The sequence below is a fragment of the Absiella sp. AM29-15 genome (assembly GCF_003434225.1).
In the GTDB taxonomy this organism is placed as follows: Bacteria; Bacillota_I; Bacilli_A; order Erysipelotrichales; family Erysipelotrichaceae; genus Hoskinsella; species Hoskinsella hominis.
In genome coordinates this window covers 130888-157884 of record NZ_QVFL01000005.1, presented here as the reverse complement: position 1 = coordinate 157884, position 26997 = coordinate 130888, and the positions used below count along the sequence as shown (strand labels likewise).

Sequence of the window (26997 nt, the reverse complement as noted above, 5' to 3'; positions counted from 1 at the left end):
CCTTTAACATCATCGAAATAGCCATCTAAAATCCCTGCATATGCATACTTTTATTTACCTCATTACTCAATCTATTAATATAACCAATGAAATCATCACATATATTTTTTAAACGGGCTTTCGCTTCTTTAAATCCAAATAGCACGTTATCAACTTTAGTAGATATTCCTGATATAAAATTCTTTATGGTTGGTAAGAATCCATCTATTTTTTGTGATATCTTAAACACTTTATCTACAGCATTTCCTGCTGCATATAAAAATGGTTTCAATACAGCATCTGCCACTAATGGAAAGACTGCACATCCAGCTGATATCAACGCCTCAAATTCCATTCCACGTTTATAATATATCCCAGCATTTATTCCATCTGCAATTTCACCAAATCCTGGTATGATACCAATAGCATTTAGCATATTCTGCAAAGAATCTAATCTTGCTTCTCTTTGTTCTGCTGTTTCTGGACATGGCTCTGGTATATACGTTGGTCTTGTTGTGCTTATTGTTTCTGCTTTTGGACTTCTTTGGTCTTGTGGCGGTTTTGGCTTATATTTATCTTTCTTAGCGTTTTTTGAATCTTTCTTTATTGATTTTGCTGCTTTATTTGCCTCGTTTTTAACGATATCAGTGATTCCACCTTTAGCTAATCCGCCAAGATTAAAGGCTCCACTTGACCTGCCACTTGTGGAGAATCCCCCGCTTTTACGCTTACTACTTCCTCCATCATTCATTAGTCTGGCTGCTCGACCATTCTTATCGATGTATTTGTTTGGATTGTTTAACGCATAAGCATAGCGGTTCTGGCTTTCGATGTTGCCTGCATCACCTCGGTTTTCATCTAGCTGGATGAATTGTCCTATCACTGGGTTATAATATCTTGCTCGTAGATAGATCAGTCCTGTTTCATCCTGTTCTTCTCCATTATAACCGAATCCACTCTTGATGTCATTGCTATATCCATAATCTGTGTATTCGACTGCTTTATATTTGTAACGGATATCTCCCCATGCATTTTCTGTTGTTGCCATGCCATACACAGAGTTGTTGTTTCCATTGACATAGTTGACTGTTTTATTGATGCCATCACTTGTTTTGGAATCTGTAGATAATCTTTCATCTTGTCCATAGATATTGATCTCACCAGTACTGGTTGCGAGTACCTCCGCATTTTCTAAGCTCTTATCTAAGATATAGGCAATGTTTTTGTTTTCCCAGTCATCTCCATCACTGTCCCAGTTTTCTTCTTCCATCAGTACACATTTGTGATGTGTCTTACGATAGTTGCTTTGGTAACGTACAGACTCTATGATCTGATCACTGTTCTTGTCATCCAACAGTTCTTCTACTTCTTCAAAGCTTGTCTGTTCTAGGGATTCATACCATGTATCGTTGTCATAGGCTTCACTGTAGTTCTTCTGATAACGGATACGATCTCCTTGGGCATCATAGCTGTATGTATAGCTCTTGTCTTTATCATTTGTTACTTTGCTTAATTGTCCATATTCATCATAGTCATAGTGTTCTTTGCCACCGCCTGCATATAAGACATCTCGCATATTGCCATTTTTGTCATAATAGATATCGGTACTGCCTTCTTCTGTGAAGATGCTTGTCAGCTGGTTGTACTTGTTGTAGTGGTATCGTTTGAATTTACCATTGGATGATATCTCTACTTTATTACCGTTCAAGTCATAGGCATAGGTCGTCGTTACTTCTTTTCCTTTGATGTACTTGATAGATTTTGTTAGTTCATCCATGGCATCATACGTGTAGCTGTTCTTCTTGCCATTGATCGTTTCTGTTAAGATGTTGCCTGTGCCATCGTAGGTATATTCGTATTTGGCTGTTTGTTTCTTATTGCGAGTAGTAACAGCACTCAGCTTACGATTCAATTCATCATAGGTATACGTCGTACTCAGTTTACCATTGGTCTGTTTGGTGATGTTTCCTCTGGCATCATAGCTGTAAGTTGCGACTTCTTTAGAACCTTTGGATACCTTCGTGATCTTATGCATATCGTTGTATTGATAATTGATCTTGGTATTCTTATAGTTCATGCTTGTCTTATTGCCATAGATATCCCATGTATAAGATACGACGTTGCCATTGGCATCTTTTACTTTCGTGATCTGATTGAATTTATCATATGTATAAGATACTGTTTTATTGTTTAGCGTAGCTGTGGAAAGGTTGTTGTGTTTATCATAGGTAAAGCTTCGTTTGCCTTCTGATAATTTGTTGCCGAGTTTATCGTATGTGTAAGTAAGTGTCGTACCATCTGGTTTGGTATGTTTCAGAAGGTTTCCATCGACATCATACTGGTACTCATTCTTCTTGCCATATTCATCTTTTTCTACTGTCATATGATCATTTGCATCATATGTATAGGTAGCTTTCTTATCGTTGATGAATTTCACTGTCATATTGCCATTGCCATCGTATTCGTATCTTACGATGCGATCGAGCGCGTTTTGTACCTTCTTGATATTACCGACACCATCGTAGTCATATCTTGTCGTATGGTCGTTTTCATCTGTTTCACTCGTGACTTCCCCATATGGTGTATAGGTCATCTTCTTGCTCTTGCCATAAGCATCTGTTGTCTTGATCAGATTGCCTGTTTCATCATATGCATGGGTATAGATGGTACTGTATTCACCTTTATCGTTTGGATAGGATTCTTCTAAAACACGATTCATTACATCATAGCTATAACGTACACGAAGTCCGTTATCCATCTTTTCTAATACGTTGCCTAAAGCATCGTATTGATTTGTAGAGATGACTTTGCCATTCTGTGTCTGTTTGATCGTACGACCTAAGATATCATACGTATAGGTCGTTACCTTATCAGTATTTTCTACCTTTTTGATCAGCTGGTTTTGATCATCATAACTGTTTTCTGTGATATATCCTTCGTTATCCGTCTTGATGACATTGCCATAGTTGTCATATGTCGTCGTTGTGGAATGATCTAACGCATCAGTTGTTTTGATAATCTGATTGTATGCATCATATTCATTCTTTACGGTATAGGTATCATTTTCTTTTGTGGAAACTAATCTACCTAACTCATCATAATCATTGATGATGGTCTTGTTTGGAATCACCTGTTTTACGACATTGTTCAATGCATCATATTCAGCTGTTGTGACATTGCCATTTGGATCAGTTTTCTTTGTGGTATTGCCATAGATGTCATATGCATATGCTGTGACATTTCCGTTTTGATCTGTTTCTTCTTTAATGTTGAGATGTTCATCATAGCTACGTTTGACTTTGTTTCCATTTTTATCGATGACATGATCGACAAGCAAGCGGTCGTTATAGACATATTCGGTAACGAATCCTCTTTCATCGACTTCTTTAGAAACAAGATTGAACGCATTGTAGGAAGTCTGTGTCGTGCTTCCTGCGGCATTGATCGTCTTGATGACATTACCTAGACCATCATAAACAGTCTTAGTTTTTTGCCCTAAGGCATTTTCACTTTCAATGACCTGATTCTTCGCATCATAGGTTGTCTTTGTAATATTGCCTGCTTTATCAGTTGTTTCTATGACATTGCCAATGCCATCATATTTGTTTGTGGTAGTCTTATCTGTGAATGAATCCCATGTAGAAATGTTTCTTCCTGCTTTGTCATATGTGTATTTTGTAGTAACACCCTTTGGATCTTTGGAAGTGATCAATTGTTGTAAAGCGTTGTAGGTATTGATTGTTTCATTGCCATATTTATCTGTGGATTTTATGACATTGCCATAGATATCATATGTGGAAGTCGTTGTTTCATTTTCATAATTGATGTTCTTTGTGACTTGTCCAAAGACATCATAAGTATTGGTTTCTTTTCTGCCATAGGCATCTTTTGTTTCTAAGAGTTGTCCATAGTCATCATAGGTGTATGTTGTTGTACGATCATTGTTGTCTATTTCTTTGATTAGACGATTGAATCGATCGTATTGTTTTTCTATCGCAAGTGTTGTGATAAGATTAGTTTCTTTGATCACTCTGCCATAATTGTCATAGGTATAGGCAACACCTGTATTCGGTGTCGTTTCTTTGATGACTCTGCCATAAGCATCATATTCTTTTTGAGAAACGATGACTTTATTAATGATTGCTTCTAGCTCATTTCCATAAGCGTCATACTTATAAGTTGTTGTTACGCTATTGGCGTTGGTAGAAGCTTCTAATAAGCCTTTTTCGTTATAAGCATACGTTGTTTTATAACCAAGCGCATCAACATCGGCAATCTTATAACCATTGACATCATAGATTGTTTTTGTAGAGTTTCCATTAGCATCAATGGTTTCTATTTCATTATCATTCGCATCATAAACATGTTTTGTTTGATTGCCCATGGCATCTGTTTCAGATACAAGACGACCTAACAAATCATAGGCTTTCTTCGTGGTATTTCCTAATGGATCGGTTTCAGAAATAAGGTTTCCATAAACATCATAGGTATACGCTGTAATATTGTCATTTTCAGTTTTCTTGATGACATGATCATCTGTATCATAGGTATAGGTGATCTGGATACCACGTTCATTTGTTTCTGTAATAACACGATGGAATTCATCATATGTTTTTTCATTTTTTAAGCCTTTTTCATTGACTGTAGAAATGATATTGCCTTGTTCATCGTAGGTTGTTTTTTCAGATTTACCATTTGGTTTAATAGTTTCAATCATACGATTTTTATCATCATAGCGATATTCTGTTTTATTGCCAAGGGCATCGGTTTCAGAAATCAAATTGTTTTTATCATAGACATAGGTTGTTTTATTACCTAAGGCATCAATTTGTGAAAGCTTATGACCTGCTTTATCATAGGTATACGTTGTAGCATTTCCATAAGCATCGATTTCTTTTATAATATTGCCTGCTGGATCATAGACAGTTTGTTTGATACGTCCTTGTTCATCTGTTTCTGATATGATTCTATTTTGAGCATCATAGGTTTTCGTTGTCACAAGGGTGCCTTTTTGTGTCTTAATCAGATTGTTATTGTTGTCATAGACACTGATGGTTTTAGCACCTAATTTATCAACATATTGTACAACATTGCCATTGCCATCATATACATAGGATTCTGTTTCCCCATAGGAATCTGTAGTAGTAAGAAGCTGATTGTTGTGATCATATGTATACGTTGTAGTTTTTCCCTGGTTGTCTGATTCTTTAATGACATTGCCCATGGCATCGTATACATAAGAAATCACCAAGCCATTACTTTGTGTGACTTTACTGATTTGATTGCCAGAATATTCATATTCTTTATATGCACCTTTTGCATTTGTTTCTTTAATGAGATGGCCTTCTTCATCATAAGTGAAAGTTGTTGTTAGACCTTCTGCATCCGTTTTTGATGTGACATTGTTATGTGCATCAAATTGATATGTTTCAACTTTTCCATCGGCACTACGATAAGAAATTACATTGCCTTTTTCATCGTAAGCATATGTTTCATATGTGCCATCAGGATTATCTTGACGCAATAAGTGATCATTTTCATCATAGGTGTACGTTGTTTTATTTCCTTCGCCATCTATTCTGGAAGTCATATTTCCATGATCATCATATGTATAACGATCGCCTGTACCATCACTATTGGTGATACCTGAAACGTTGTATTCATCATTAAATGCATACGTCTTTGTTTCCATCAGAATAACTAAGTTTTACATTACCTTTTTCATACGTGAACTTGATTGTATTTCCATTGCCATCTTTTTGTGTTAAAACTTTACCATCTTTGTCATAAGTGTTTTCCGCAATTTTCTTGCCATTCTTATTGATGATAGATGACATTTTACCTTTTGCATCATAAGCATATTGTTCACTGTTTCCAAGTGCATCAATAAACTTTGTCAATTGATCGTTTTGATTAAACTCATATTGAACCTTTGCGCCATTTGGTAATGTAATAGATTTTACAAGATTACGTTTTGGATAATATTCAAACGTGATTTTTTTCTTACCAAATGTGATATCTGTAATTTTTCCACTTTCATCATAATGAATGGTAGAACGATTACCGGTTTTGGTTTCTAATACTTCTAATATACCAAAGCCATTGAAATGCAATTTTTCTCCAGTATCTTTATCTTCTACAACAAAGCCATCTTTTTCTTCTTTGATTTTGTAATTTTCATCATCCTCAAAACCATTTCCTGCTTTTTTGAACTGAAAGATTTTTCCATCCCCTGCAAAATATAACAGGTTTCCTTCTTTGTCATAACTTAAGTATTGTTCAAGGTTGGAATTAAAACCTAAACCAAAGATGGAAGAATTTTCTTCACCCAAAGAGTTATAGGTACGCTGCATAGCAATATCTTCATAATCAGACATGGTGAAGTCTTTTGACTGATGATAGAAGTTACCTGTAGAAACACTGACTGGATCTCCAACACTACATTTACCAGCACATTTTGGCCCACGATATTTATATTCCGCAATATATGTTGTGATACGTTTTGGTGGTGTGTAGACATCTTCACTTAAATAAGGATTTTCATGTGGAAAATCAATAAACAAGATATCACCGGTTTTCACCATTTTCTCACTTGTATTGTTGTATTTTAAAATATCCTGTACAGAAACTCCATAATGTGTCGCAATACTTTGTAGGTTATCACCCATTTTCACTTCATAAAATACAAAGGAATCGGTGGTTAATGCTTTACTTGTTTTTCCATCTTTTTCTACTGAAATGTGGAAGTTATATAATGTGTCTTTCTTTGGAAAGAAATCCAAAGTTAGATAATCAGTTGTATAATTAGTATCTTTTGCGCTGTATTTCTGTACACCTTCTATTGGAGATTTTTCAAAAATCGGTTTTACTTTGTATGCATCTGATTTTGTGGAAATACTTTTTACTTTTGTTTCTTTATCTGCGCTTTTTTCATATAGATCAAACGTCACATTACTGTATGGTTTTGCGATACCATCGATACTGATACCCTTAAAGTTATTATACCCCTTGGTGTAATAACGGAAATGTTCATCAAAGGATTCAATATCCATATCTGGATCAAAATCATATGCAGCTTGATCTACAACATTGATACATGGTCTTGTACCTGTTGACTCACTATAGAATGCAATCATGTAATAACGGTTGCTTTCATCGCTTGCTCTTAATTCGATCGAAGTAGGATTGCCTGCATATATCTTCTTTGCTGCAGCTGTGATATCAAAAACTTTATTTCCAACGCCTCTCAAGTTACTGTTCGTTGAAATCTTTGTAACGTTTTGAGGCTGATTACTCCAATTTACTGTATGAACATCAAGTTTTTTATTAGTATCATATACATCAATAGAAGGTACTTCAAAATCACCATAATCTGTAAACTTATCTAATACCAAAGATGCAGAAACAAGCTTACGATCTGAATCAAGTTTTGGCATTTCAAAAGTTAGAAAAGTTCTTGCTTTTGCTATAATCGTAGGATCGTGTAATGCTGACACTGCACCATCCTTGTCATATCCAACCATCAAGTGATCATATTCGCTCGTTACTTCAGGTGAACCTGAACGGATATAAGAGGAATCCATTTTTAGTGTTGTATCTTTTATAACACCTGAGGATACCTTTACAGGATATGCTGTTTCTTCATCAGTAAGGAATTTCTGATCTGGTGTATACGTAACTGTATATCCATCATCAGCTTTCTCTAGTGTTACCTTTGTGTTTGTGGATAACTTTCCATTCTGGTCTTGTACAATCGGTGCTGTAACAACATAGTTTTTCCCATCAATTAATAGATTACCATCTTTTTCTTTGATTTCTTTATCTGTATGGATTTGATAAGTAAAGCTTTCTTTTTCTTTGTACAGATTAACATCCTGAAACAGATGATTACTACGGACAGTATATTGTACATCTGTATCATTTTCCACATGGTTATATAATACAGCGTTTTCTTTAACTGCATAGGATGACATATCCCCTGTAAGAATAGTCATATCTTCATCAATTTCAATACCATTTTCATCAAATGTTACTGGCAATATACCATCTTCATTTGTAAATTCTTTTTTAGATGAACGGAATAAGGATTGTTTCTGTTCTAGTGTATCATCTATATCTACCCATTCTCCATTCACCTTTTTATGAATTGGCTCAAAGTATTGTTTTGTGACTCTGCTGCCATCTGATAATTGAAATGTTTTGGTATTTTCTGTTCGTTTTTCAATGATTTCCATTGAACTATCATATTCTTCTACTTCTTTTGAAACTTCTGGTGTTCTTTCTACTTTATCCGGATCACCAACTTTCACAGTTTCAGAATTGGAGTCTTGTTCATTTAATTCTTTGTTGTACATCGCACCATGTGATGCTGATGTTTGAATCAACTCACGTTCATGCGCAAGAACTGTCGTAAATCCTTCCCCAGTATTTAAGAAGATGGCGAAAGCAAGTGCAAAAAGTGTTACCTTTTTCGCTTTCTTAAAAAGCTGTTTCCCCCTCATTTAGTTTCCCTCCTTTGGATAAAGACTGTAGTAATAATCATGATACTTGTGATAGCTTTCTTTCACTAAATCAAGATGTTCATCAGACATATTATCTAATGACTTTCTTAAACTAATCACAAGATCAAGCTGTAACTTCATCATCTGTTGCACTTCCTCATCCTTTGACCACTTATTACGTTCTAACTGTGCTTCAAACATTTCGATACAGGAATTAAATTCCTCATACCATTGTGGAGAGCATAGAGAGCTTCCATTTAAAATCTTCATAAGAATGAGCATGTTTGTGACTGGTGTTTTTTCTTTATCGAATTTACCGATGTCTTTTCCATGCAGGGTATAAAACCCGTTGTTTTGTTTCGCATAGGTTGGATTTGTTTGCGAGTAACAAGCGTAGCCAATGCCTGTAGACGCAATCACGCCAACCAAAATGAGCGCAGTGGTGCGTTTCATTTTCATATAATTTCTCCTCCTTTTAAATAAAGTTATACTAGCAGAAATAGGTAAAAAAATATACAATTTTAACTAATTTTAGAAATGGACACCTAAAACTGTACAATAAGGCACTTTTTGAGATACGATTTATGACCTTATAAGAGATAAATATTCAAAAGACTATATTTTTAACATTTTGTAAATTATCAAAAAAGTAACTTTTAAATAAAAAAGAACCTAAGATTTAATCCTTAGATTCTCATATGTATTGATTACAAAAAACTATTTACAGTTATTTTATGCTCTCTTTATTATTGTTTATGTAATTTTCTTCCCAATACTTATATGTATCATACATATAAGTATTGGGATCATTTTTTGTTTTAATTATTACTACATGTGTCATAAGACAAGGCTTAAAAAACTTTCCATTTTTAAAACCTAATAATCCTGGCGCATTAGGAAACATATAATTTGGAATTTGTTTCAATGTTACGATATCCCAATATAGCTCTGGATATTTTAATAAAAATATCTTTGCCCAATAATATGCAACATCTACAGTGATTTTAATTATTTCATTTGTAAAAACTTTTTTATCTGGTATTAGCTGATGCACTAACCAGTCTTTCTTATTAAACCTTTCTTTCATCCATTGAAATCCTTTTGATTCTTTTATTATTTGCTGTGCAAGCCATTTGTTTAATGGTATCAATGATTCAGCTGAATAATCTAGATTTATTTTATCTAACATTTCAGGATCACTATCTATAAAATCTTTTAATATCGCTATACGTTCATCCATATGGTCTACATACCATTTCAGAAATTCATATGCATCCTCTTCGCCTAACTCATCTATTTTAAATCGTTCCTTATCTATTATAAGACTTGGATATTCTCTTTTTGACATATGCTTTCTCCTAGCTCTAATGGAAAATATATTTTATATTTTTAAGGTGTAATATGATTATATCTTGGAACGATTTCATCTAAGTCTTTTTCCGTATCAAATGACAGCATCTTAGCACCTTCAGGAATCTTGACTCTGCTGATATGAATTCCATTTGAACAATGATGACACCATACCTGAAGATATCCTATTTTTGTTTTTTTATCACCGATATAAAGATAGTCTAATGTCTTTCTACCACATGTAGGGCAATTGATATTATTGATATCTTTAAAATTTTTTGCTACATTAGCGGATGTCATTAACCATATTTTATACATTATTTTAACACCCGTTTAATTGTATATTTTGATTTATCTTCCATAGAATACCTCCTCATATTAATTTATGATCGATGACTATAGATATTTTCTGATGAACTTTTTTAATGAAATCGATTTATCTTTTGTTAAATCATAAAAGTCTTTAAAGTTGCCGTTTTCATCATATTGCCAGCACAGATCAGTACCATAAGGTGCATCAAATATCTGTATCATCAATGGCGCTATTTGATAAACGGATTCTGCGCTAAGAATCACAAAGTTATTAGAATCATTAACATATGCATCATCATCTTCCATAGAATAGATCGTCCAACCATTTAATTGTGGAATTGTGCTTTTTTCCCGATATGTATATCGAATTGGTTTTCCATCAATGACATTTTTTGATACGATAAATCCACCAAAATCATCATTATTTATTTCCATTTACATTTTCTCACTTTTTACTTTTCTTTTTTAAGATATCATCAATAAATGTTTCTTTTCTTTGATTCATATCATAGAAACCGGCAAATTGTCCTTTTTCATCATACTTCCAACATAAATCCGTACCATAAGGTGCATCAAATATTTCCAACATCATTGGAGATACTGTATTGATAGTATCTGCATTTAAAATCACAAAGTTTTTATGGTTTTTCACAAACTGATTATCATCTACCACACTATAAATTGTCCATCCATTGAGTTCAGGAATTTCACTTTCCTGACGATATGTATAACCAATTGCTTTCCCATGCATAACATTCTTCGATACAATAAAACTTCCATACTCTGTATTATTTATTTCCATTTTTTCTATCCTCCATTTGTTTCACAATAAAATCTTAATTAGCGAAATTAAACTCTTATGTGAATCAATTTCTACCTGTATACTAACAAAATTATGAAGGAAAGTATACATATTTAGTTAATTTCAGAAATACGCATATAAAATTGCTCGTATTGAACAAATTCAGGATATGATTTCAAATGTTTTTTTACAATATTTTGTATTTAAATTATGAAATATTGCGATAATTTTTACTCTTTAAGCAAAAAAACAACAATTTATAAATGCAATTAGTTATTTTTTCATTCTACCTTGCTTTTTTATAAATCAGGCATATACTGAATGTATTCTTTATAAAGAAAAGGAGAAAGCTATGAAAAAAGATAAGCTTCTAATCGCTGTCGTAATTCCTGTCTATTTGATTGTGAATTTGATATGCTACTATTTGAAAGTAGATAAGATGATTTTATTACTTGTGAATGTTGCTGGTATTGGCATCATAACACTTATTTTAAATTTTGTTGTATATGGGCATAAAACTGATAATCATGATACAAAGTTGTTGGATAACCAGTTTTTCTTAAGTGTTCTCTTTATCGTTACTATGATTTTCTATATTCTTACGTTAACTGTGTGGATAGATTTATCTACATTTGGCTTGTTGTTTTTTATGATTACATTAATTTTAGTCACAAGGAATGCCTATAAAAATCTGCATAATCATGAGGTGAATTAAAAACGATGCAATCGCATCGTTTTCTTATATTATAGGCTCTGTATAACGTTTCGGATAGAAGCCGCATCAATCCCATACTTTTCAAACAGCTGTGCTGGTTTTCCACTTTCGCCAAAGCTGTCTTTTACACCAATCATGATTTGTTTACACAGCTTACAAGGTGCTAGTACTTCAGCAATTGCACTGCCTAAACCTCCAATGATGTTATGTTCTTCACAGGTAATGATATATTCATGGGTTTTCGCAAGTTCAAGGATAAGTTTATCATCGATTGGTTTGATACAAGGCATATCGACAAGAGTAATGTCCATATCCTGTGTGGCATGTATGGCTTCTTGTACCATTGCGCCACTGGCAATGATGGCGATACGGTTTCCTTTTTTTAAGATATTTCCCTTTCCGATTTGGAAATGGGAAGTTGTTTCATATACATCTTCTACAGCACTTCTTCCAAGGCGTACGTAACATGGTCCTTGATAATCTGCGATACATTCTATGACTTCTCTAGTTTGGATATCATCACATGGCTGTATCACCACCATATTAGGGATAACACGCATTAATGCTAAATCTTCAATACATTGATGACTGGCACCATCTTCTCCTACCGCAAGTCCTGCATGGGTAGCGCATATTTTTACGTTTAATTTGGGATATGCGATACTATTGCGTATTTGTTCATAGGCTCTGCCTGCCGCAAACATCGCAAAGCTGGATGCGAATACGGTTTTTCCACTCGCCGCAAGTCCTGCTGCTACCCCCATCATATTTGCTTCCGCAATGCCCATATTGAAATGCTGGTTAGGACATACGACTTTGGCTTCATTTGTTTTTGTGGATTTACTTAAATCTGCGTCTAATACAATGATATCGTGACGTTTGGATACAAGGCTGGCTAATGCTTTTCCATAAGCTTCTCTTGTAGCTGTTTTACTCATGATCACACCCGCCTTTCAGATCTTCGCAAGCTATGTGGTATTGTTCCTTATTCGGTGCACTTCCATGCCATGCGGGGTTATTTTCCATAAAGGATACGCCCTTGCCTTTGATCGTATGGGCGAGAATCATCGTTGGCTGATTCTTACATGCTTTCGCATGTGCACATGCCTGTGCGATTGCTTCAAAGTTATGACCGTCAATAGAAATGACATGCCAGCCAAATGCTTCAAATTTCGCATCGATTGGTGTAGGATTCATGACTGTATGAATATCTCCATCAATCTGTAGGCCATTGTAATCCACAAAGACACAAAGATTATCTAATTGATAATGAGCCGCAGCCATTGCGGCTTCCCATACTTCACCTTCTTCACATTCTCCATCTCCAAGCAAGGCATAAATGCGATGATTGTTGTGATCAATTTTATTGGCGAGTGCCATACCTACAGCTGCAGATATCCCCTGTCCTAAAGAACCGGTAGACATATCTACACCTGTGACTTCATTCATATTAGGATGTCCCTGTAAGTTGGAATTGATTTGACGAAAGGTGGATAATTCTGATTCTGATAGAATGCCTTTTTCCATAAGAACGCTGTATAATAAAGGACTGGCATGTCCTTTGGACAACACGAAACGATCACGATCGATACTGTCTGCGTTTTCTTTTGTGATATCCATTTCTTCGAAATATAAGTATGTTAAAATATCTGCGGCTGACAAGGAACCGCCAGGATGTCCGCTTTGGGCAAGATATACCATATCCACAATACGTTTTCTTATCTGTTGCGCATGTTTCTTTAAATTCATTTCCTTCCTTCTTTCCTTGTTTCATCTATTTTATTTCTGATGGCTTTTGCGTTTTCTGCGATATCTTTAGATGTACCTTTGGTTAATAATCCCCCAAAGCCTAAACAATCAGCACCCTTCTTGATCCATACAGGGATTTCATCCAGTGTGACTCCCCCACTGGCTAAGATTGGCATATAGGGAATCGGTGTTTTAAATACACTGATTAAATCTGGACCATAAAAGTTTGAGATGGGAAATGCCTTAATCATAGAAGCGCCTGCTTCTAGTCCTGTGATTGCTTCTGTGATACTGGTGCATCCTGGCATATAAGGGATACGATATCGATTACAGGTTTTCGCAACATCTAATGATAAATTTGGCGCAATGATAAACTGTGCACCTGCTAAAATCGCAAGGCGTGCTGTTTCACTGTCTAATACAGTGCCTGCTCCTACTAATAATGTATCCTTATAGCGTTCTCGTAATGCTTTAATCACATCATTGGCATTGGATAGTGTAAAACTTATTTCCATGATGGGTACGCCACCTGCGATTAATCCATCTGCGATTTCACAAGCACGTTCGATAGAATCTGTACGTACGATTGCCATCGCTTTTATTTCATCGATTCTTTGTAATATTTTATACATTGACGTTTACCTCTTTTTTTATACAGGCTGCCATACGCACCTGAATATGATGCTTATGAAGCCATTGATACAGGTATTCTTTATCCTGTTGTAACTGACTGTGTGCGAAAGGATGGTGCAAATCAATCAAATACACGCCACTTGGATGATGAATGTTTTCCCCATGAATAATCATACGGATACGGTGTGCTTCTTCTTTGATTTCCACATCTTCAATATCTTTTACTGCCATGATTTTCCCATCTCCTGATGGCATAGCAATTTCTATTTCTTTATCACGAAGTACACATAATGGTTTATGTTTGATAAAACGATAGATGGCTCTGCCACCCCATTTGCCTGTGAACCAGCATAGTGTTAACATCATGAATACGCCAATGGGATTTAATGGTAAAAAACCCATAGAGATAAAGATGACAACAAGAAGTAGCAAGTTGATAATGCCTTTGCCTAATAATAATATTCTATCGTAGTGGATCGTGTATGATTTCATAAACATCTTCCTTTCTTACATATGATAATATTCCAGCATTTCTTTTACTTTCTGGGTTGTTTTTTCATCTGGTGCACATACAGGATAACGGGCATCTCCTACCGGAATACCTGCCATATGCACAGCTTTTTTTAGGATGGATGGTACTGTCCCAAGTTTTAATACAGCACGTAATGGTTCTATTTCTTCTTGATAATACTGCGCTTTTTCTATATTGCCTGCTTTATAATTGTCATAGATAGCGACATCGATATCACATAACAAATTACTGGTACCGGCAACTGCGCCAACAGCTCCCATTTCAAAAGCTTGAAGCATTTTGGAATCTGAGCCAATCAGTACTTCAAAATCATAACGTGATGCGACATCTAAGTAATCTTTCAAATTATCCATATTGCCACTGGAATCTTTGATGGCAACAATATTGTCTACTTTCGCAAGTTCTTCTACCACTGCCTTAGATAAATTGATACCTGTACTCTTTGGGATATTGTATAAAATAATAGGCAAATGAACTGCTTCTGCGATCATTTGATAATGCGCAATCAGTTCTTCATCTCTTGGAGCGATAAAGTATGGGGTGATAATGGATAAGGCATCTGCGCCAAGGGCTTCCATTTGTTTAGATAACGCAATGACATGTTTGGTAGAACAGCCGCCAGTTCCTACGTATACGGGTACACGGTGGTTGGTTTTTTCTATGACATATTTTGCGAAAACAATCTTTTCTTCATCATCTAATACATGGAATTCTCCATTGCTTCCTAAAATAAACAAGCCTTTTACACCATGGGCAATCAAGTGTTCTATCAACTGTCCACATGCTTCATAGTTGATTTCCTGATGTTCATCAAATGGTGTTACAATCGGTGTAATGATTCCTTCAAAATTCATGCTGGTTCTCCTTCCTTTAAGGTTTCTTTAATGCTCTTGCCAAGACTTCCTCCCGGATGCCATTTGACATATTGTTTAGGATCTAAGTGTTTTTCATTTTGTAGAAGAATGCTTAAACACTGTAAGATAATAATCTCCGCTAGAATGGATGATCTTGGTGGTTTATTTAAATCATCCCCTTCCTGTTTTACACCCGCAAACAAATAAGCATCTCCTTGTTTTGCCAGCCAGGAATCTGGATTTCCTGTCACGGAAATAATTTTAGCGCCATTGCGTTTTAATGTTTCTACGGTTGCTTTCAGCTCGTTTGTTTCTCCGGAATTGGATATAGCAATGACCACATCTCCTTCCTGTACCTGACCACTGCTTCCATGCACAGCTTCTGTACCATGCAGTTCATATGCTGGTGTTCCTGTACTGGACAATAAGCTTGCGATATAGCCTGCCACATGTCCTGGTTTTCCAATCCCTGTCACATGTACACGATTTTTATTTCGTTCTGCTTCAAGTATCAAATCTCTTGCGTTTATCAATGATGCTTCATCAATCTGATCAATGAAGTTTTGTATTTCATTTGTTTCTATATCTAAGAATGTTTTAATCTGTTGTTGTTCATTCATTTTAAATCTCCTATCATATCTTCGTATGTATTGACTGCCTGCATCATGGCATTTCTGATCATATTGGTATCAATGGCAGATAGAAAGAAGTCGATATCCTGTTTAAAATATTGAAGTAAAGCGACGCCTCCTATAATACCGAAATACTTATGATGTGCATGTGCAGCATCAATTACTTTTTGTATCATTTGTAACTCCTCACATGCCATGACATTGTCTGGATTATTCATCGATATCCCTAAATCACATGGTCCAACGATTACTGCATCTATGCCTTCTACTGATAATATTTCATCAATATTGGCAACCCCTAAGCAGGTTTCTATTTGTACGATGGACAGGGTATTGGCGTTTATTTCTGCCATATGTTTTGCATGATTTCCACCCGGGCCATAAAAGGTATTGGCACCCCCGGAATAACTGCGTTTTCCAATCGGTGGATATTTACTGTATGCGACTAGCTGCTCTGCTTGTGCTTTGGTTTCTATCATTGGTACCATGACACCCCTTGCGCCATAATCAAGAATCTGTGAGATATCCTTTCTTGCACATTGTGCTACTCGCACAATGGATGGTAATTGTATGGCATTACCAAACAACATGAGATCATGCAGCTTACGATAGGTAAGTACCCCGTGTTCAAGGTCATAAAACAGAAAGTCCATGCCACAATCTTTTGCCATACAAACAATCGCAGGATTTTCTATGATTTTTACCAGCATCCCTTTATAAGGATGGTTTTCTATATTCTGAATCCATGTCATTTTCTTATCCTCTTAAAAATAAGAACAAGGATGAAGCTCCTTGTTCTTAATATATTTCATTAAGCAAAGATGCTTAAGATCTTATCTAAGATAGCGCCGATGATGTTGTAGTCAACATTCGGGAAGCTTGCGCCTGCAATACCTAACTGCGCAAATGCAGGATACAGAATTAATGGAAGTGCTGTTAAGGCAATACCAACGATGAAGCTGCCGACCAGTGCACCTTTCCATCCACCATATGCATTACCGAATACACCACAAGTACCACCTGAGAAGAAACAGATACCAGCAGCAGGAATCATAATGGTTTCACTACCCATCATAACCATACCGGTCATAGCAACCAAACCACCTAAGAATGATCCAACAAAACCAATCAATACAGCTGTAGGTGCGAATGGGAAGATTGCAGGACAATCAACAGCAGGTTTAGAATTAGGAATATATTTTTCAGAAATTGCAACGAATGCTGCAGTAATTTCTGCGATAAACTGACGAACACCATAAATCAATACACTCATACCAGCCGCAAACTGAAGTGCCTGTAAGAATGGATAGATAAACCAGATATCATTTCCAGATTTTTCTAATACAAAATCCATGTGACCATTGACTACACAAGCGATGACAGCAATGTAGAATAAGATAACCATAAACAATGCGATGGAGAAAATAAAGTCACGGAATAATTCAAAGAATTTAGGCATTTTTACAGTACTTGCGTCTTTGTGTTCTTTATTTCCTTTAGAGAATAATTTACCAACATAACCTGAGAAAGCATAACCAATACAGTTAAAGTGACCGATTGCTAGATTGTCTGCGCCAATGATTTTGTTCATGAATGGCTGACACATAGAAGGAAGTGCAGCACCACAGAAACCTAAGATGATACCTCCACCGATGACTGTCACAGGCATTGGAAGTCCACTGGAAATGAATACTAATGCAAGTACACATGCAAAGTATAAGAAGTGCTGTCCTGTTAAGAAGATAGCTTTAAATCTAGTGAATTTAGCGACTAACAAGTTGATAACAAAACCAAGCAGCATAACCATGGCAACTTCTGTACCATATGTATTTAAGGCTAAGCCGGTTGCAACTTCTACCTGTGTGGTAACCCCGTTGATTCCAAAGCCGGTATTGAATAATTCGTTGAATGTTGTGATAACCGCAGACATTGCATTGGAACCAATATTGAAGACCATAAACCCTATCACTGTCTTCATTGTGCCACTCATAACATCTGTAGCTGATTTCTTTTGTAGTAATAAACCGATTAACGCGATCAACCCCATGATCAGCGCTGTATTTCTGGATTGTGCTAATATAGCATCTAACATATATAAATCTCCTCTCTTAATTATTTTCTATACATTCTATCCTTTTGTTGCTAAGAAAGCTTCCATTTTTTCTTTCATTTCGACTTTATCCATGATATTACGAATCCCTAATGCGTAAGGCACTTTATCTGCCAGTTCATTGGATAAATCATCCATTGTAATAACTAAATCCCCATTAAATCCCATTAATGAATCCAAATTTCCATGTTCTGTTTCAATTGGAAAGTTGTTTTCCTTAATAACCTGATCGGCTTTGATTTTTAATAACATACTGGAACCCATACCAGCACGACAACAAACTAATGCTTTATACATAAATGTATCCTCCTTTATTTGTTTAAATATTCCATAATCTCTTCAGGTGTGTTGGCCTGATCCAGCAGATCGAAGAATGCTTTTTCTTCAAACAGCCCTGCCAGCTCTGCCAATGCGTTTAAATGTTTGATATTATCTGTTGCGCTTAAACAAAACAGATATTTGACCGGATCGTTGTCTTTATTGCCAAACTTCACTGGATGTTTCAATGTAGCAATACCAATCGCACTTTCTAGCGCACCAGCTTCTGGTCTTGCATGTGGTAATGCCACATGTTTGGTAATGACAATATAAGGTCCCATCTCCAATACACCATTGATGATTTCATCTACATAAGCCGCTTTTACTTTTTTGTGATCCACAAGTGGCTGTGCCGCTTTGCGGATTGCTGTTTGCCAGTCATCAGCTTCAATGTTTAATCGAATCAAGGATGTATCCGTTAAATCCTTCAACAAGGTTATCACCTCCTATACATGTTTGTTTGATATCGTATCGATCCGCTATCAAATCTTACACTCACATTGTAATCTGATTTTTAAACGCTTTCAATTCTTTTTATATTCAACTTTTGTGTTTAACCTTTACAAAAATCATACACAAATGATACACGAAAATCATGCATAAAACCGTCATTTTTTCAATATTACTAATATTCAATTTTTGTCAATTCCCATCACAAAAATCAGACATGTGACAATGTTCAGATTTTGTAACAGTGCGAAACAATAATCATACAGAAAAACACTTGCAACCGCTTCATATTTTCCATACAATAAACATGGAAGATTTATATCATATAGAAAGGGGAATGTTTTATGGATAATGAGCTGTTGGTACTCATTCGCCTGTTACTAAAAAAATCATTTCTGACAACCAAAGAAATTGAAGTGGAAACAGGCGCAAGCAGACGCCAGATTACCTATCGTATGGAGAAGCTGAATCATATGTTAAAAGAACACGCTGCCAATACGATTCGTATTTCCACACGTGGAGATATTATGATGGATCAGGAAATCAAGCATACCTTACGCCTTCTACTAAAACAGGCAAAAGATGATAAATACTATGTCATGAATAAAAAAGAACGTATGATCTATCTATACCTCATGCTGTTTTTAAACCTGTCTGATGTATCTCAAAGTGATTTGGTCAATGCCTTAAAAGTTTCCCGTTCCACTGCATTATTAGACTTTAAAGAACTCCAGCAGGAGTTGTCCACTTATCATATCAAAGTCGCAAATAATCGTACCAGAGGCTATTATCTGGTAGGTTCAGAACTATCCATTCGCCGCTATATGATGGAACTTGTCATCTATTTTCTAGCCGAAGAACATAATACCAAAGTATTTGATATCTTTATCGATGATTTCCATTTGGATTTATTTGAATATTCCCGCCTAGTTATATCTGAGCTGGCAGATAAGTATGATATTCGTTTTGTGGAAGATCGATTAACTGAATTCATTTATATCTTCTGTTTCCTAAAAGTGCGTATGAGCAGTGATATTCCTCAGGATGAACAAATCCTTCGCCTGCAAGAAGTCATTGACTTATCCACAATGAAAGAATACCAGTTCACAAAAGAGCTGTTGTCACACTTTAAACAAACACAACACATTTCCCCTATTGATCAATACTATATCAGCTCCTGGGTACTTGGCATCTGTGTTGGCAACGTGGAAGAAGATACACAGGACTGCCTGGTTATCGCAGAAATTGTGGAAAAAATTATGTTCCGTTTTGAATCATTAAGTGGTATCCATTATAAAGATAGTGAAGATATTTTTCGTAAACTATACTCCCATTTTCGCCCAGCGTATTATCGATTATTATTCAAAATTCCGATTGTCAATCCTTTGCGGGAACGTGTAAAGGAAGAGTTTCCAGAGTTGTTTCAATTAGTCAAAGAAACCATGAAACCCTTCAATGCCCTGTTTGGTGAACATATCCCAGATGATGAAATTGCCTATTTGACGATCCATTTCACCGCCATCTACTCTAAAAGCCGTGCCATGGAAGTGATACCTAGAAAGACTGCATTAATCGTATGTTTAAATGGTATTGGCAGCAGTGCAATACTATATAGTGAATTAAGTGACCTATTCCCGGAAATGCAGTTTCTTCCACCTATGGAAACAAGTAAACTCCTACATGCGGATATCAAAGCGGATATCATCTTTACCACAAGTGAGTTGATCGATATCGATATTCCTGATGTCCCTATTGTGAAGGTATCTCCTGTGATGAATTTTATGGAACGATATCAGGTAGCACGGGAAGTCTATTTATTGATGGGAAATGCCATGAGTAAACAGCCGGATATTGATGCCATCATGGATATCATCGCACATCATGCAGATATCAAAAATGGCCCTCTTCTACAACAAGAATTATTACGCTATTTCTCTAATGTAGATGTGAAAGAAGATGTACAGCACAGTTCCCTTGCGTTAACCAATATGATAACGGAATCTATTATTCAACTACAGGTGGAGGCAAACGATTGGGAAGATGCGATACGCAAAGCTGGCAAACCAATGATTGAACATTTATATGTAAAACCTGCTTATATTGAAGAAATCATACGGATTATGCACCAAGAAGGACCATTTGTGGTTATCACAAAGCATGTCGCATTGCCACATACCAAACCATCCAGTGGAGCATTGCGCTGTGGACTAGGACTTACTGTCTTAAAAGAAGGCATAACCTTTGGCAGTCAGGAACATGATCCCATCAAATACATCTTTACCTTATCCGCAGTTGATAACGAAAGTCATTTAACGGCCATGTCACAATTGCTGGAGTTATTTAATGAACCATCCTTTTTCACCATGATGGATGAAGCAGAAACACCACAAGAAGTGATTGCCTATATCAAATCGCACATCACAATGAATGGTCTGTAAGGAGTATCATCACGATATTCCTTTTCTTTTCCATGTTTTTCATAATGAAAAGATGGCTATTTAAACACTTCTGTAGTATACTGTCCATGTATCATTTTTTTAAATGACAAATATATAATTAGTTTGTATAGATAACATAAGGAGTGGGAATATGAGTCAAAGAAAGCTAATGCAGATTAGTGAAGAAGAATATGATCAATTTATTAACACGCAGGAAAGCAACAACTTTCTAAATTCCATTTACGCAGGTAAAAAGCTGACCATTGATGGATGGCATGTAGAATATGTTGGTTTAAAAGAAGAAAACAATGTTGTAGGTGCCGCATTATTAATATCAAGAAATATCAAAGTCGGTAATTACTTTTATGCCCCAAGAGGCTTTGTGATTGACTTCAAGAACGAAGAACTTGTGAAAGACTTTGTGACACAGTTAAAGGCATATTTAAAATCTAATAAAGGTGTTTATTTAAAAATCGATCCATATGTTTTCTATCAGGTACGTGATAAAGATGGTGTGGAAAAAGAAAACGCCCAGAAAAACGATTTGGTCATCGCATTATTAAAATCCTTAGGATTTGAACATGATGGTTTCACAGTTGGGTATGATGAATCAAGACAATGCCGCTGGATGTCTGTTTTATTCCTAGATGGAAAAACCAAGGAACAGGCACTAAAAGAAATGAATTCACAAACACGTCAAAACATAAAAAATACCATCAAAAATGGTATCAAGGTACGTAAACTCGCCTATGATGAATTACACATTCTAGATGAAATCGTCAATGCCACAAGTGAGCGCAGAGGCTTCTCTAATTTATCTTTAGACTATTACCAAAACGAATATAAAGCATTCGGGGAACACGCCTGTGCCTATTATGCATATCTGGATTTAGATGATTATTATGCACGTATCGTTAGTGAACGTGAAAAAGAAGAAGAAACCATTCGTGCAGCGGATGAAGTATTAAAAGATAATCCACATTCCAAAAACAGCACTTCACGTAAGAAAACAGCACTGCAGCATTTAGAATCATTAGAAAAACGTGAACAGGATTATAACGAATTAAAGAAAGAATTTGATCATGAAGTACCACTTGCGGCTTCTTTATTCATTATGTATGGTAAAGAAATTATCTATCTGACAAGTGGTTCCTACGACCAGTACAAACGCTTCAAAGGGCCTTATGCTTTACAGTGGTATATGATCCAGAAAGCAATTGATGAAGGTTATTCTATGTATAACTTCTATGGAATCAGTGGATATTTTGAAAAAGACCAGGATGGCTTTGGCGTATTTGATTTCAAGCGTGGATTTAACGCAGAAATCGTTGAATTGATTGGAGATTTCACATTACCGATTTCCTCCACAAAGCTTGCGTTATACAATGCATTAAGAAAAGTTAAACATTAAAGGCTGTAAACTAGCAAATTTAGCTAGTGATACAGCCTTTTTTTTCATCGATTTACTTGATTGCTTCTAAAAACTTCTGAAGTATCTCATCAGCATTCTCTACTTCTTCTCCAACATCCCCCATATGAATACTTGGTTTGTGTTTACCATGGAAATCACTGCCACAGGTAATTAATAAATTATGTTTTTTTGCGTATTCTGCATAATAATGATTATGCTTTGGCTCATGATAATTACTATATGCCTCAATGCCATCAATACCATAGGAAACAGCAAGGTCTAATAATGCTTCTTTCTGATAGAACGTCGCAAATGGATGTGCCAATACCGCAATACCACCCGCATCATGAATCAATTGAACCGTATCTTTGAATGATGGATATTCTACATGTACATATAAAGGAGAGCCTTTTTGACATTTATCCCAAAAGAAATTTACAGGTGCAGGATTACTACGTTTTCCTCCAGCTCGATAATCTTTAAAATCTTCGATATCCGCATTCTTAGGATCATTAAAGATCGTATCACACAACATAAACCATGGATTTTCACCATTGCTGTCTTTGATAATCTTTTCTTCATCAAAATCTATGTGATACGTTTCTTTAAACTTCTTCACCCTTAACAAGAATGCATCATCAGACAACTTTTGAGTTTGTTCATGTAAGGTTGTAAAATAATCTTTATGATAATCAAAATGGTATCCCAACAAATGACATTCGATATCTGGTTGAAATAATGTGGAAAACTCTATTGCGGGAATCACCTGTATACCCGCCTGTTTCCCTTCTTCGATCATAGTATCTACACCTAACATACAGTTATGATCACTCAATGCCACACATTTTAAATGGCGATCCTTCGCAATCTGTATCAGCTCTTTTGGCGTAAATTCACCATCTGCGCTATAGTTTGAATGCATATGTAAATCAAATGGTATCATTAACTTCATCTCCTTCAAAATCACGTTTCTATTATAGACCAATTCTTTAGGTATGCAAGCCCTAGAAAAAAATTTACATATAGGAAATGATTGACCATATACTTATATAAACCTATAATGAAGTTAAGGAAGCTGGTGGCTGTATGAAGAAACGCTTTAATATCAAAAGGATGATTCTACTCATTGCGATTATATCAATTTTTGGCGTGATGTTATATCATGTCATATCCACCAGAAACCAATTGATCCTTATGAAGCAGGATTTAACAGATATTCAAAATGGTGTTATCACAATCGATGAAGCAACCCACATACCTGAAGGCTTTGCCTATACAACACCGGAAAGTGTTCATATAGAAAGTGCCTATCTATGGGCGATTCCTTATGTAATCACAGAAGTCGTTCTTGGTGCTTTGTATATCGTTATGTATAAAACCTAAAAATGCCCAATGAAGTTTGGACATTTTTTTATCATATTTTATAGAAATTTAAACAATAACAAAATAAATAAAATCAGAAAAAATCGGTCTATGATTTGTATCACCATTGCCATGTTCAAAAACTTTTGATGATGAACTGGTGTACTTTGATTTTGTAAAATATGAATCGCGATTTTTTTAGCATTCCATTCTAAATTTATAGATATTATCAGATCCACAATCATAAGCACCAGTGTTAAAACAAGTGCAAATAACAATAGTTTTGTATGAATTCCTAGAATAAATTTCATACAAATACAAACAAAAATTATGACATATAATATAGGTATAAATGTTTTCACAAGCATTATAAATCGATTATAATCAGCACTTTTCTCATGTAAATCTTTACAATGCCCATATTCATGTATTAGTATATCATACGCATCTAATGATTGTACCTCTTTATCCTTTATAACGATTTGTTTCTTAAACATATCATAAGCATAATTCTTTCCTTGTATAACATTTATCTCTGAATTATTATAAATATTTTCTTCCACAAACATTCGCATATCGGTATCCACATGTATATTCTTCAGCTTTACTTTTAATTGATGATATTGAGCTTCCAACACGATTTTAAACAGAATGATCAATATTAATATCACTTGTATAACACACATATCAATCACTTAAATTTCTAAAAAAATAATAATAGAAAAACACAGAAAATGTAAATAAGGTTACAATAAATGTAAAGCCAAAAGCTACATTTGTTTTGATATAAAAGTATAGAAAGAACATGACACTGCTTAGAAATTCTATGATTCTACTTGTGGTTATTTTCATAGGATAAAAGTCTAAAATGTTAAAGATGCTGATTTTAAGGTTTTTAGATGCTCGATAAGCCGCAATCGCTTATTTTACAGCCAACAACATTAGAAAAATAACATGATTCTACATTCAAAATCTTTATTCTGTATCAAGACAATATTGCCATTATATTTTTCCACAATCATTTTGATGTTTTGATATTCCACACTGTTTTCCGTTAATATTTTATGACACATTCCTTTCATACAAATAGATAACTCGTTATGATTGCCACAAATACTGATATCCAATTCGTTCTTTACGTTTTCACAAAAGTAATTCAGCAATAACATTAGTACAGAAAGTAAATCTCTATTTTTCATTGGTATATTTTCTGGTACTTGTATTTTTAAGTTGAAATGAATATTCTGATAGTACTCTATTTTCTGACGCAATATAACATCAATGTAACTGTTGCGACAAATTTTTGTCACATAAGATGTTCCATATAAATAATACCAGTTCTTTATTAAATCTTTTGCCTCTATTAATTGATTCTGATCGATAGAACTTTCGATATCTATGAATAAATTTTTTGTATCATGAATAAATTTCATCGTTTTTTTCTGATCTTCTATCATCTCATTAATTTGTTTTTCTTCTATATCCATAATTTCTTCCATTTTCATAGTCTGATATTTTCTAATAATGATCGTAATATATTCAACTGCAAAGTAAAATGAAAATAAAGCAATCAAAAGCAGGATAAACATAACTTTGACATATATATCATTATTCTTTGATAATTGCATGATTGTAGCACCAATCAAAATACAGATAAGATAACTGCCTATAAAAATATTATAAGATTTCATTGTCATGTTAATCTGTAGTTTTTTAAATTGACGTATAAACAGCCACATAAATATAACCATTAATATTTTTAAAATAGTGAAAAAACAAAATTGATATAGTCCCAGTGAATTTGTATAAGCAATATCTATATGAATAATTTTCCCAAGAGCCATGAAAAGTGAAACAGACACACGAAAAACAGCATCTATTGTGAATGCATTCATGATATCCTGCACTTTGAATTTTTTCATATACACCAATAATGAAAGAATGATAAAAACATCATTCCAGATTGTCAATAAAACCCTCGATGCATCCATCATTTCTATAACATGCCAAAATAACGCAAAAACAAGTACTCCTCCAATAAATTTTTTCTTATTTATTTTCTCATTCTCCAATATATGATACATGTACAGAAAACATATAAAATCAATGATATGTAAACAAAATTCAGATAGAAACTCAATCATATAAATACCTCTTTGCTTGATACCTTATGATAAAATCTTTCCAAAATCCTCTTGTGACAGCATATTCCTTTCCATTAATCAGCAATACTTTATGCTCTTTACTAAGCACTTGTTGTATCTTTTGAATATTAATAATTGTCTGACGATTAATTTTAATAAAATTATCGGAAAGCTTTTGATTCTCTAATTCTTTTAAAGAACGCAAATTTAAACGTATAGGTTTCTTTTCATTCTGTAAATTTAAATAAACAGAAGTATAATCAAGATAAATTTCTAAAATAGAATTCTCATATACTTTTATATTTCCATCCATTGTCACAAAATCATACTGTTTCATGTTATCTAAATACTTTTTCGCCTTTTTCACTTTAGGTAATAAAGCTTCTTCTAAAACATTTTTGCCTATAAACCCAATGACATTGGGATTAAAGGAATCAACCATCCATTCTTCATGTGATGAGATATAAATCACAAGTTTATGCTTCACAGGTGCATTTTCAATATATGCAATACCATTTTCATCTGGCAATTCTATATCCAATAACAATAAATCATAAAAACATTCATCAGCTTCATATGCCGCAATAGATGAAAACGTAGTTATTTGAAATTCTTCAAAGGGACTTAATATATAAGTGATTTTTTTACATATAGATGTATTATCATCAATCACTGCGATTTTCATTCATATTCCCTCCTTCGTTT

General features: G+C 34.7%; 25 protein-coding genes. 4 read left to right on the top strand and 21 right to left on the bottom strand.

Annotation, left to right across the window (positions count from 1 at the left end):
• Positions 1-25: 25 nt before the first annotated feature.
• The 7 genes from DW761_RS07040 to DW761_RS07010 all read right to left on the bottom strand — a co-directional run bounded on the left by DW761_RS07040 (position 26) and on the right by DW761_RS07010 (position 10944).
• Positions 26-5671, bottom strand: a complete 5646-nt coding sequence (locus DW761_RS07040; RefSeq protein WP_117517113.1) for an RHS repeat-associated core domain-containing protein — start codon at positions 5669-5671, stop codon at positions 26-28.
• Positions 5646-8480, bottom strand: a complete 2835-nt coding sequence (locus DW761_RS07035; RefSeq protein WP_117517111.1) for a DUF6531 domain-containing protein — start codon at positions 8478-8480, stop codon at positions 5646-5648. The genes DW761_RS07040 and DW761_RS07035 overlap by 26 nt, the downstream gene beginning before the upstream one ends.
• Positions 8481-8939: a hypothetical protein gene (locus DW761_RS07030; protein WP_117517109.1), complete on the bottom strand. Its 459-nt coding sequence runs from the start codon at positions 8937-8939 to the stop codon at positions 8481-8483.
• 268 nt (positions 8940-9207) lie between these two features.
• Positions 9208-9828, bottom strand: a complete 621-nt coding sequence (locus DW761_RS07025) for a hypothetical protein (RefSeq protein ID WP_117517107.1) — start codon at positions 9826-9828, stop codon at positions 9208-9210.
• A gap of 41 nt (positions 9829-9869) precedes the next feature.
• A complete protein-coding gene (locus tag DW761_RS07020) occupies positions 9870-10148 on the bottom strand; it encodes a hypothetical protein (protein ID WP_117517105.1) in 279 nt (92 codons plus the stop codon).
• A gap of 78 nt (positions 10149-10226) precedes the next feature.
• Positions 10227-10577, bottom strand: coding sequence for a DUF2185 domain-containing protein (locus DW761_RS07015; protein WP_117517103.1), 351 nt, complete (start codon positions 10575-10577; stop codon positions 10227-10229).
• Between the two features lie 10 nt (positions 10578-10587).
• Positions 10588-10944, bottom strand: coding sequence for an immunity protein Imm33 domain-containing protein (locus DW761_RS07010; RefSeq protein WP_117517101.1), 357 nt, complete (start codon positions 10942-10944; stop codon positions 10588-10590).
• Between the two features lie 352 nt (positions 10945-11296).
• Here DW761_RS07010 and DW761_RS07005 point away from each other — a divergent pair, with 352 nt between their 5' ends.
• Positions 11297-11659: a hypothetical protein gene (locus DW761_RS07005; protein WP_117517099.1), complete on the top strand. Its 363-nt coding sequence runs from the start codon at positions 11297-11299 to the stop codon at positions 11657-11659.
• Positions 11660-11688: 29 nt separating this feature from the next.
• Here DW761_RS07005 and DW761_RS07000 read toward each other — a convergent pair whose 3' ends face one another.
• From DW761_RS07000 to DW761_RS06955, 10 genes are read right to left on the bottom strand one after another with little or no spacing between them, the layout of a single operon-like run.
• Positions 11689-12597 (bottom strand): transketolase family protein, encoded by a 909-nt coding sequence (locus DW761_RS07000; RefSeq protein WP_117517097.1) that lies wholly within the window; start codon positions 12595-12597, stop codon positions 11689-11691.
• Complete coding sequence (locus DW761_RS06995; protein WP_117517095.1) at positions 12590-13408, bottom strand: transketolase; 819 nt, start codon at positions 13406-13408, stop codon at positions 12590-12592. The genes DW761_RS07000 and DW761_RS06995 overlap by 8 nt, the downstream gene beginning before the upstream one ends.
• Positions 13405-14040 (bottom strand): ketohydroxyglutarate aldolase, encoded by a 636-nt coding sequence (locus tag DW761_RS06990; RefSeq protein ID WP_117517093.1) that lies wholly within the window; start codon positions 14038-14040, stop codon positions 13405-13407. The genes DW761_RS06995 and DW761_RS06990 overlap by 4 nt, the downstream gene beginning before the upstream one ends.
• The gene (locus DW761_RS06985) at positions 14033-14533 is read right to left on the bottom strand and encodes a hypothetical protein (protein WP_117517091.1); all 501 of its coding nucleotides are present in this window, start codon (positions 14531-14533) and stop codon (positions 14033-14035) included. The genes DW761_RS06990 and DW761_RS06985 overlap by 8 nt, the downstream gene beginning before the upstream one ends.
• Positions 14534-14548: 15 nt before the next feature.
• The gene (gene dapA / locus DW761_RS06980) at positions 14549-15427 is read right to left on the bottom strand and encodes a 4-hydroxy-tetrahydrodipicolinate synthase (protein ID WP_117517089.1); all 879 of its coding nucleotides are present in this window, start codon (positions 15425-15427) and stop codon (positions 14549-14551) included.
• Positions 15424-16047, bottom strand: coding sequence for a KpsF/GutQ family sugar-phosphate isomerase (locus tag DW761_RS06975; RefSeq protein ID WP_117454967.1), 624 nt, complete (start codon positions 16045-16047; stop codon positions 15424-15426). The genes dapA and DW761_RS06975 overlap by 4 nt, the downstream gene beginning before the upstream one ends.
• A complete protein-coding gene (locus tag DW761_RS06970; protein ID WP_117517087.1) occupies positions 16044-16811 on the bottom strand; it encodes an HpcH/HpaI aldolase family protein in 768 nt (255 codons plus the stop codon). The genes DW761_RS06975 and DW761_RS06970 overlap by 4 nt, the downstream gene beginning before the upstream one ends.
• A gap of 59 nt (positions 16812-16870) precedes the next feature.
• On the bottom strand, positions 16871-18151 hold the full coding sequence (locus DW761_RS06965) for a PTS ascorbate transporter subunit IIC (protein WP_117517085.1): 1281 nt from the start codon (positions 18149-18151) through the stop codon (positions 16871-16873).
• A gap of 36 nt (positions 18152-18187) precedes the next feature.
• Positions 18188-18466 carry a PTS sugar transporter subunit IIB gene (locus DW761_RS06960; protein ID WP_117517083.1) on the bottom strand — a complete coding sequence of 93 codons (279 nt, stop codon included), beginning with the start codon at positions 18464-18466 and terminating at the stop codon, positions 18188-18190.
• A gap of 14 nt (positions 18467-18480) precedes the next feature.
• Positions 18481-18930: a PTS sugar transporter subunit IIA gene (locus DW761_RS06955; RefSeq protein ID WP_233509611.1), complete on the bottom strand. Its 450-nt coding sequence runs from the start codon at positions 18928-18930 to the stop codon at positions 18481-18483.
• A gap of 351 nt (positions 18931-19281) precedes the next feature.
• Here DW761_RS06955 and DW761_RS06950 point away from each other — a divergent pair, with 351 nt between their 5' ends.
• On the top strand, positions 19282-21375 hold the full coding sequence (locus DW761_RS06950; RefSeq protein WP_117517078.1) for a BglG family transcription antiterminator: 2094 nt from the start codon (positions 19282-19284) through the stop codon (positions 21373-21375).
• Between the two features lie 151 nt (positions 21376-21526).
• Positions 21527-22786 carry an aminoacyltransferase gene (locus DW761_RS06945; protein WP_117517076.1) on the top strand — a complete coding sequence of 420 codons (1260 nt, stop codon included), beginning with the start codon at positions 21527-21529 and terminating at the stop codon, positions 22784-22786.
• 52 nt (positions 22787-22838) lie between these two features.
• Here the strand turns inward: DW761_RS06945 and DW761_RS06940 are convergent, their stop codons facing one another.
• On the bottom strand, positions 22839-23729 hold the full coding sequence (locus DW761_RS06940; protein WP_117517074.1) for a PHP domain-containing protein: 891 nt from the start codon (positions 23727-23729) through the stop codon (positions 22839-22841).
• Positions 23730-23872: 143 nt separating this feature from the next.
• On the opposite strand from DW761_RS06940, the gene DW761_RS06935 reads away from it, so the two are divergent.
• Positions 23873-24169, top strand: a complete 297-nt coding sequence (locus DW761_RS06935; RefSeq protein ID WP_117517072.1) for a hypothetical protein — start codon at positions 23873-23875, stop codon at positions 24167-24169.
• A gap of 38 nt (positions 24170-24207) precedes the next feature.
• On the opposite strand, the gene DW761_RS06930 is transcribed toward DW761_RS06935, so the two are convergent.
• From DW761_RS06930 to DW761_RS06920, 3 genes are all read right to left on the bottom strand, one after another.
• Positions 24208-24834: a zinc metallopeptidase gene (locus DW761_RS06930; protein WP_117517070.1), complete on the bottom strand. Its 627-nt coding sequence runs from the start codon at positions 24832-24834 to the stop codon at positions 24208-24210.
• A gap of 255 nt (positions 24835-25089) precedes the next feature.
• On the bottom strand, positions 25090-26292 hold the full coding sequence (locus DW761_RS06925; protein ID WP_117517068.1) for a hypothetical protein: 1203 nt from the start codon (positions 26290-26292) through the stop codon (positions 25090-25092).
• Positions 26285-26977 carry a LytR/AlgR family response regulator transcription factor gene (locus DW761_RS06920; RefSeq protein WP_117455010.1) on the bottom strand — a complete coding sequence of 231 codons (693 nt, stop codon included), beginning with the start codon at positions 26975-26977 and terminating at the stop codon, positions 26285-26287. Before DW761_RS06920 ends, DW761_RS06925 begins: the two co-directional genes overlap by 8 nt.
• Between the last annotated feature and the right edge of the window lie 20 nt (positions 26978-26997).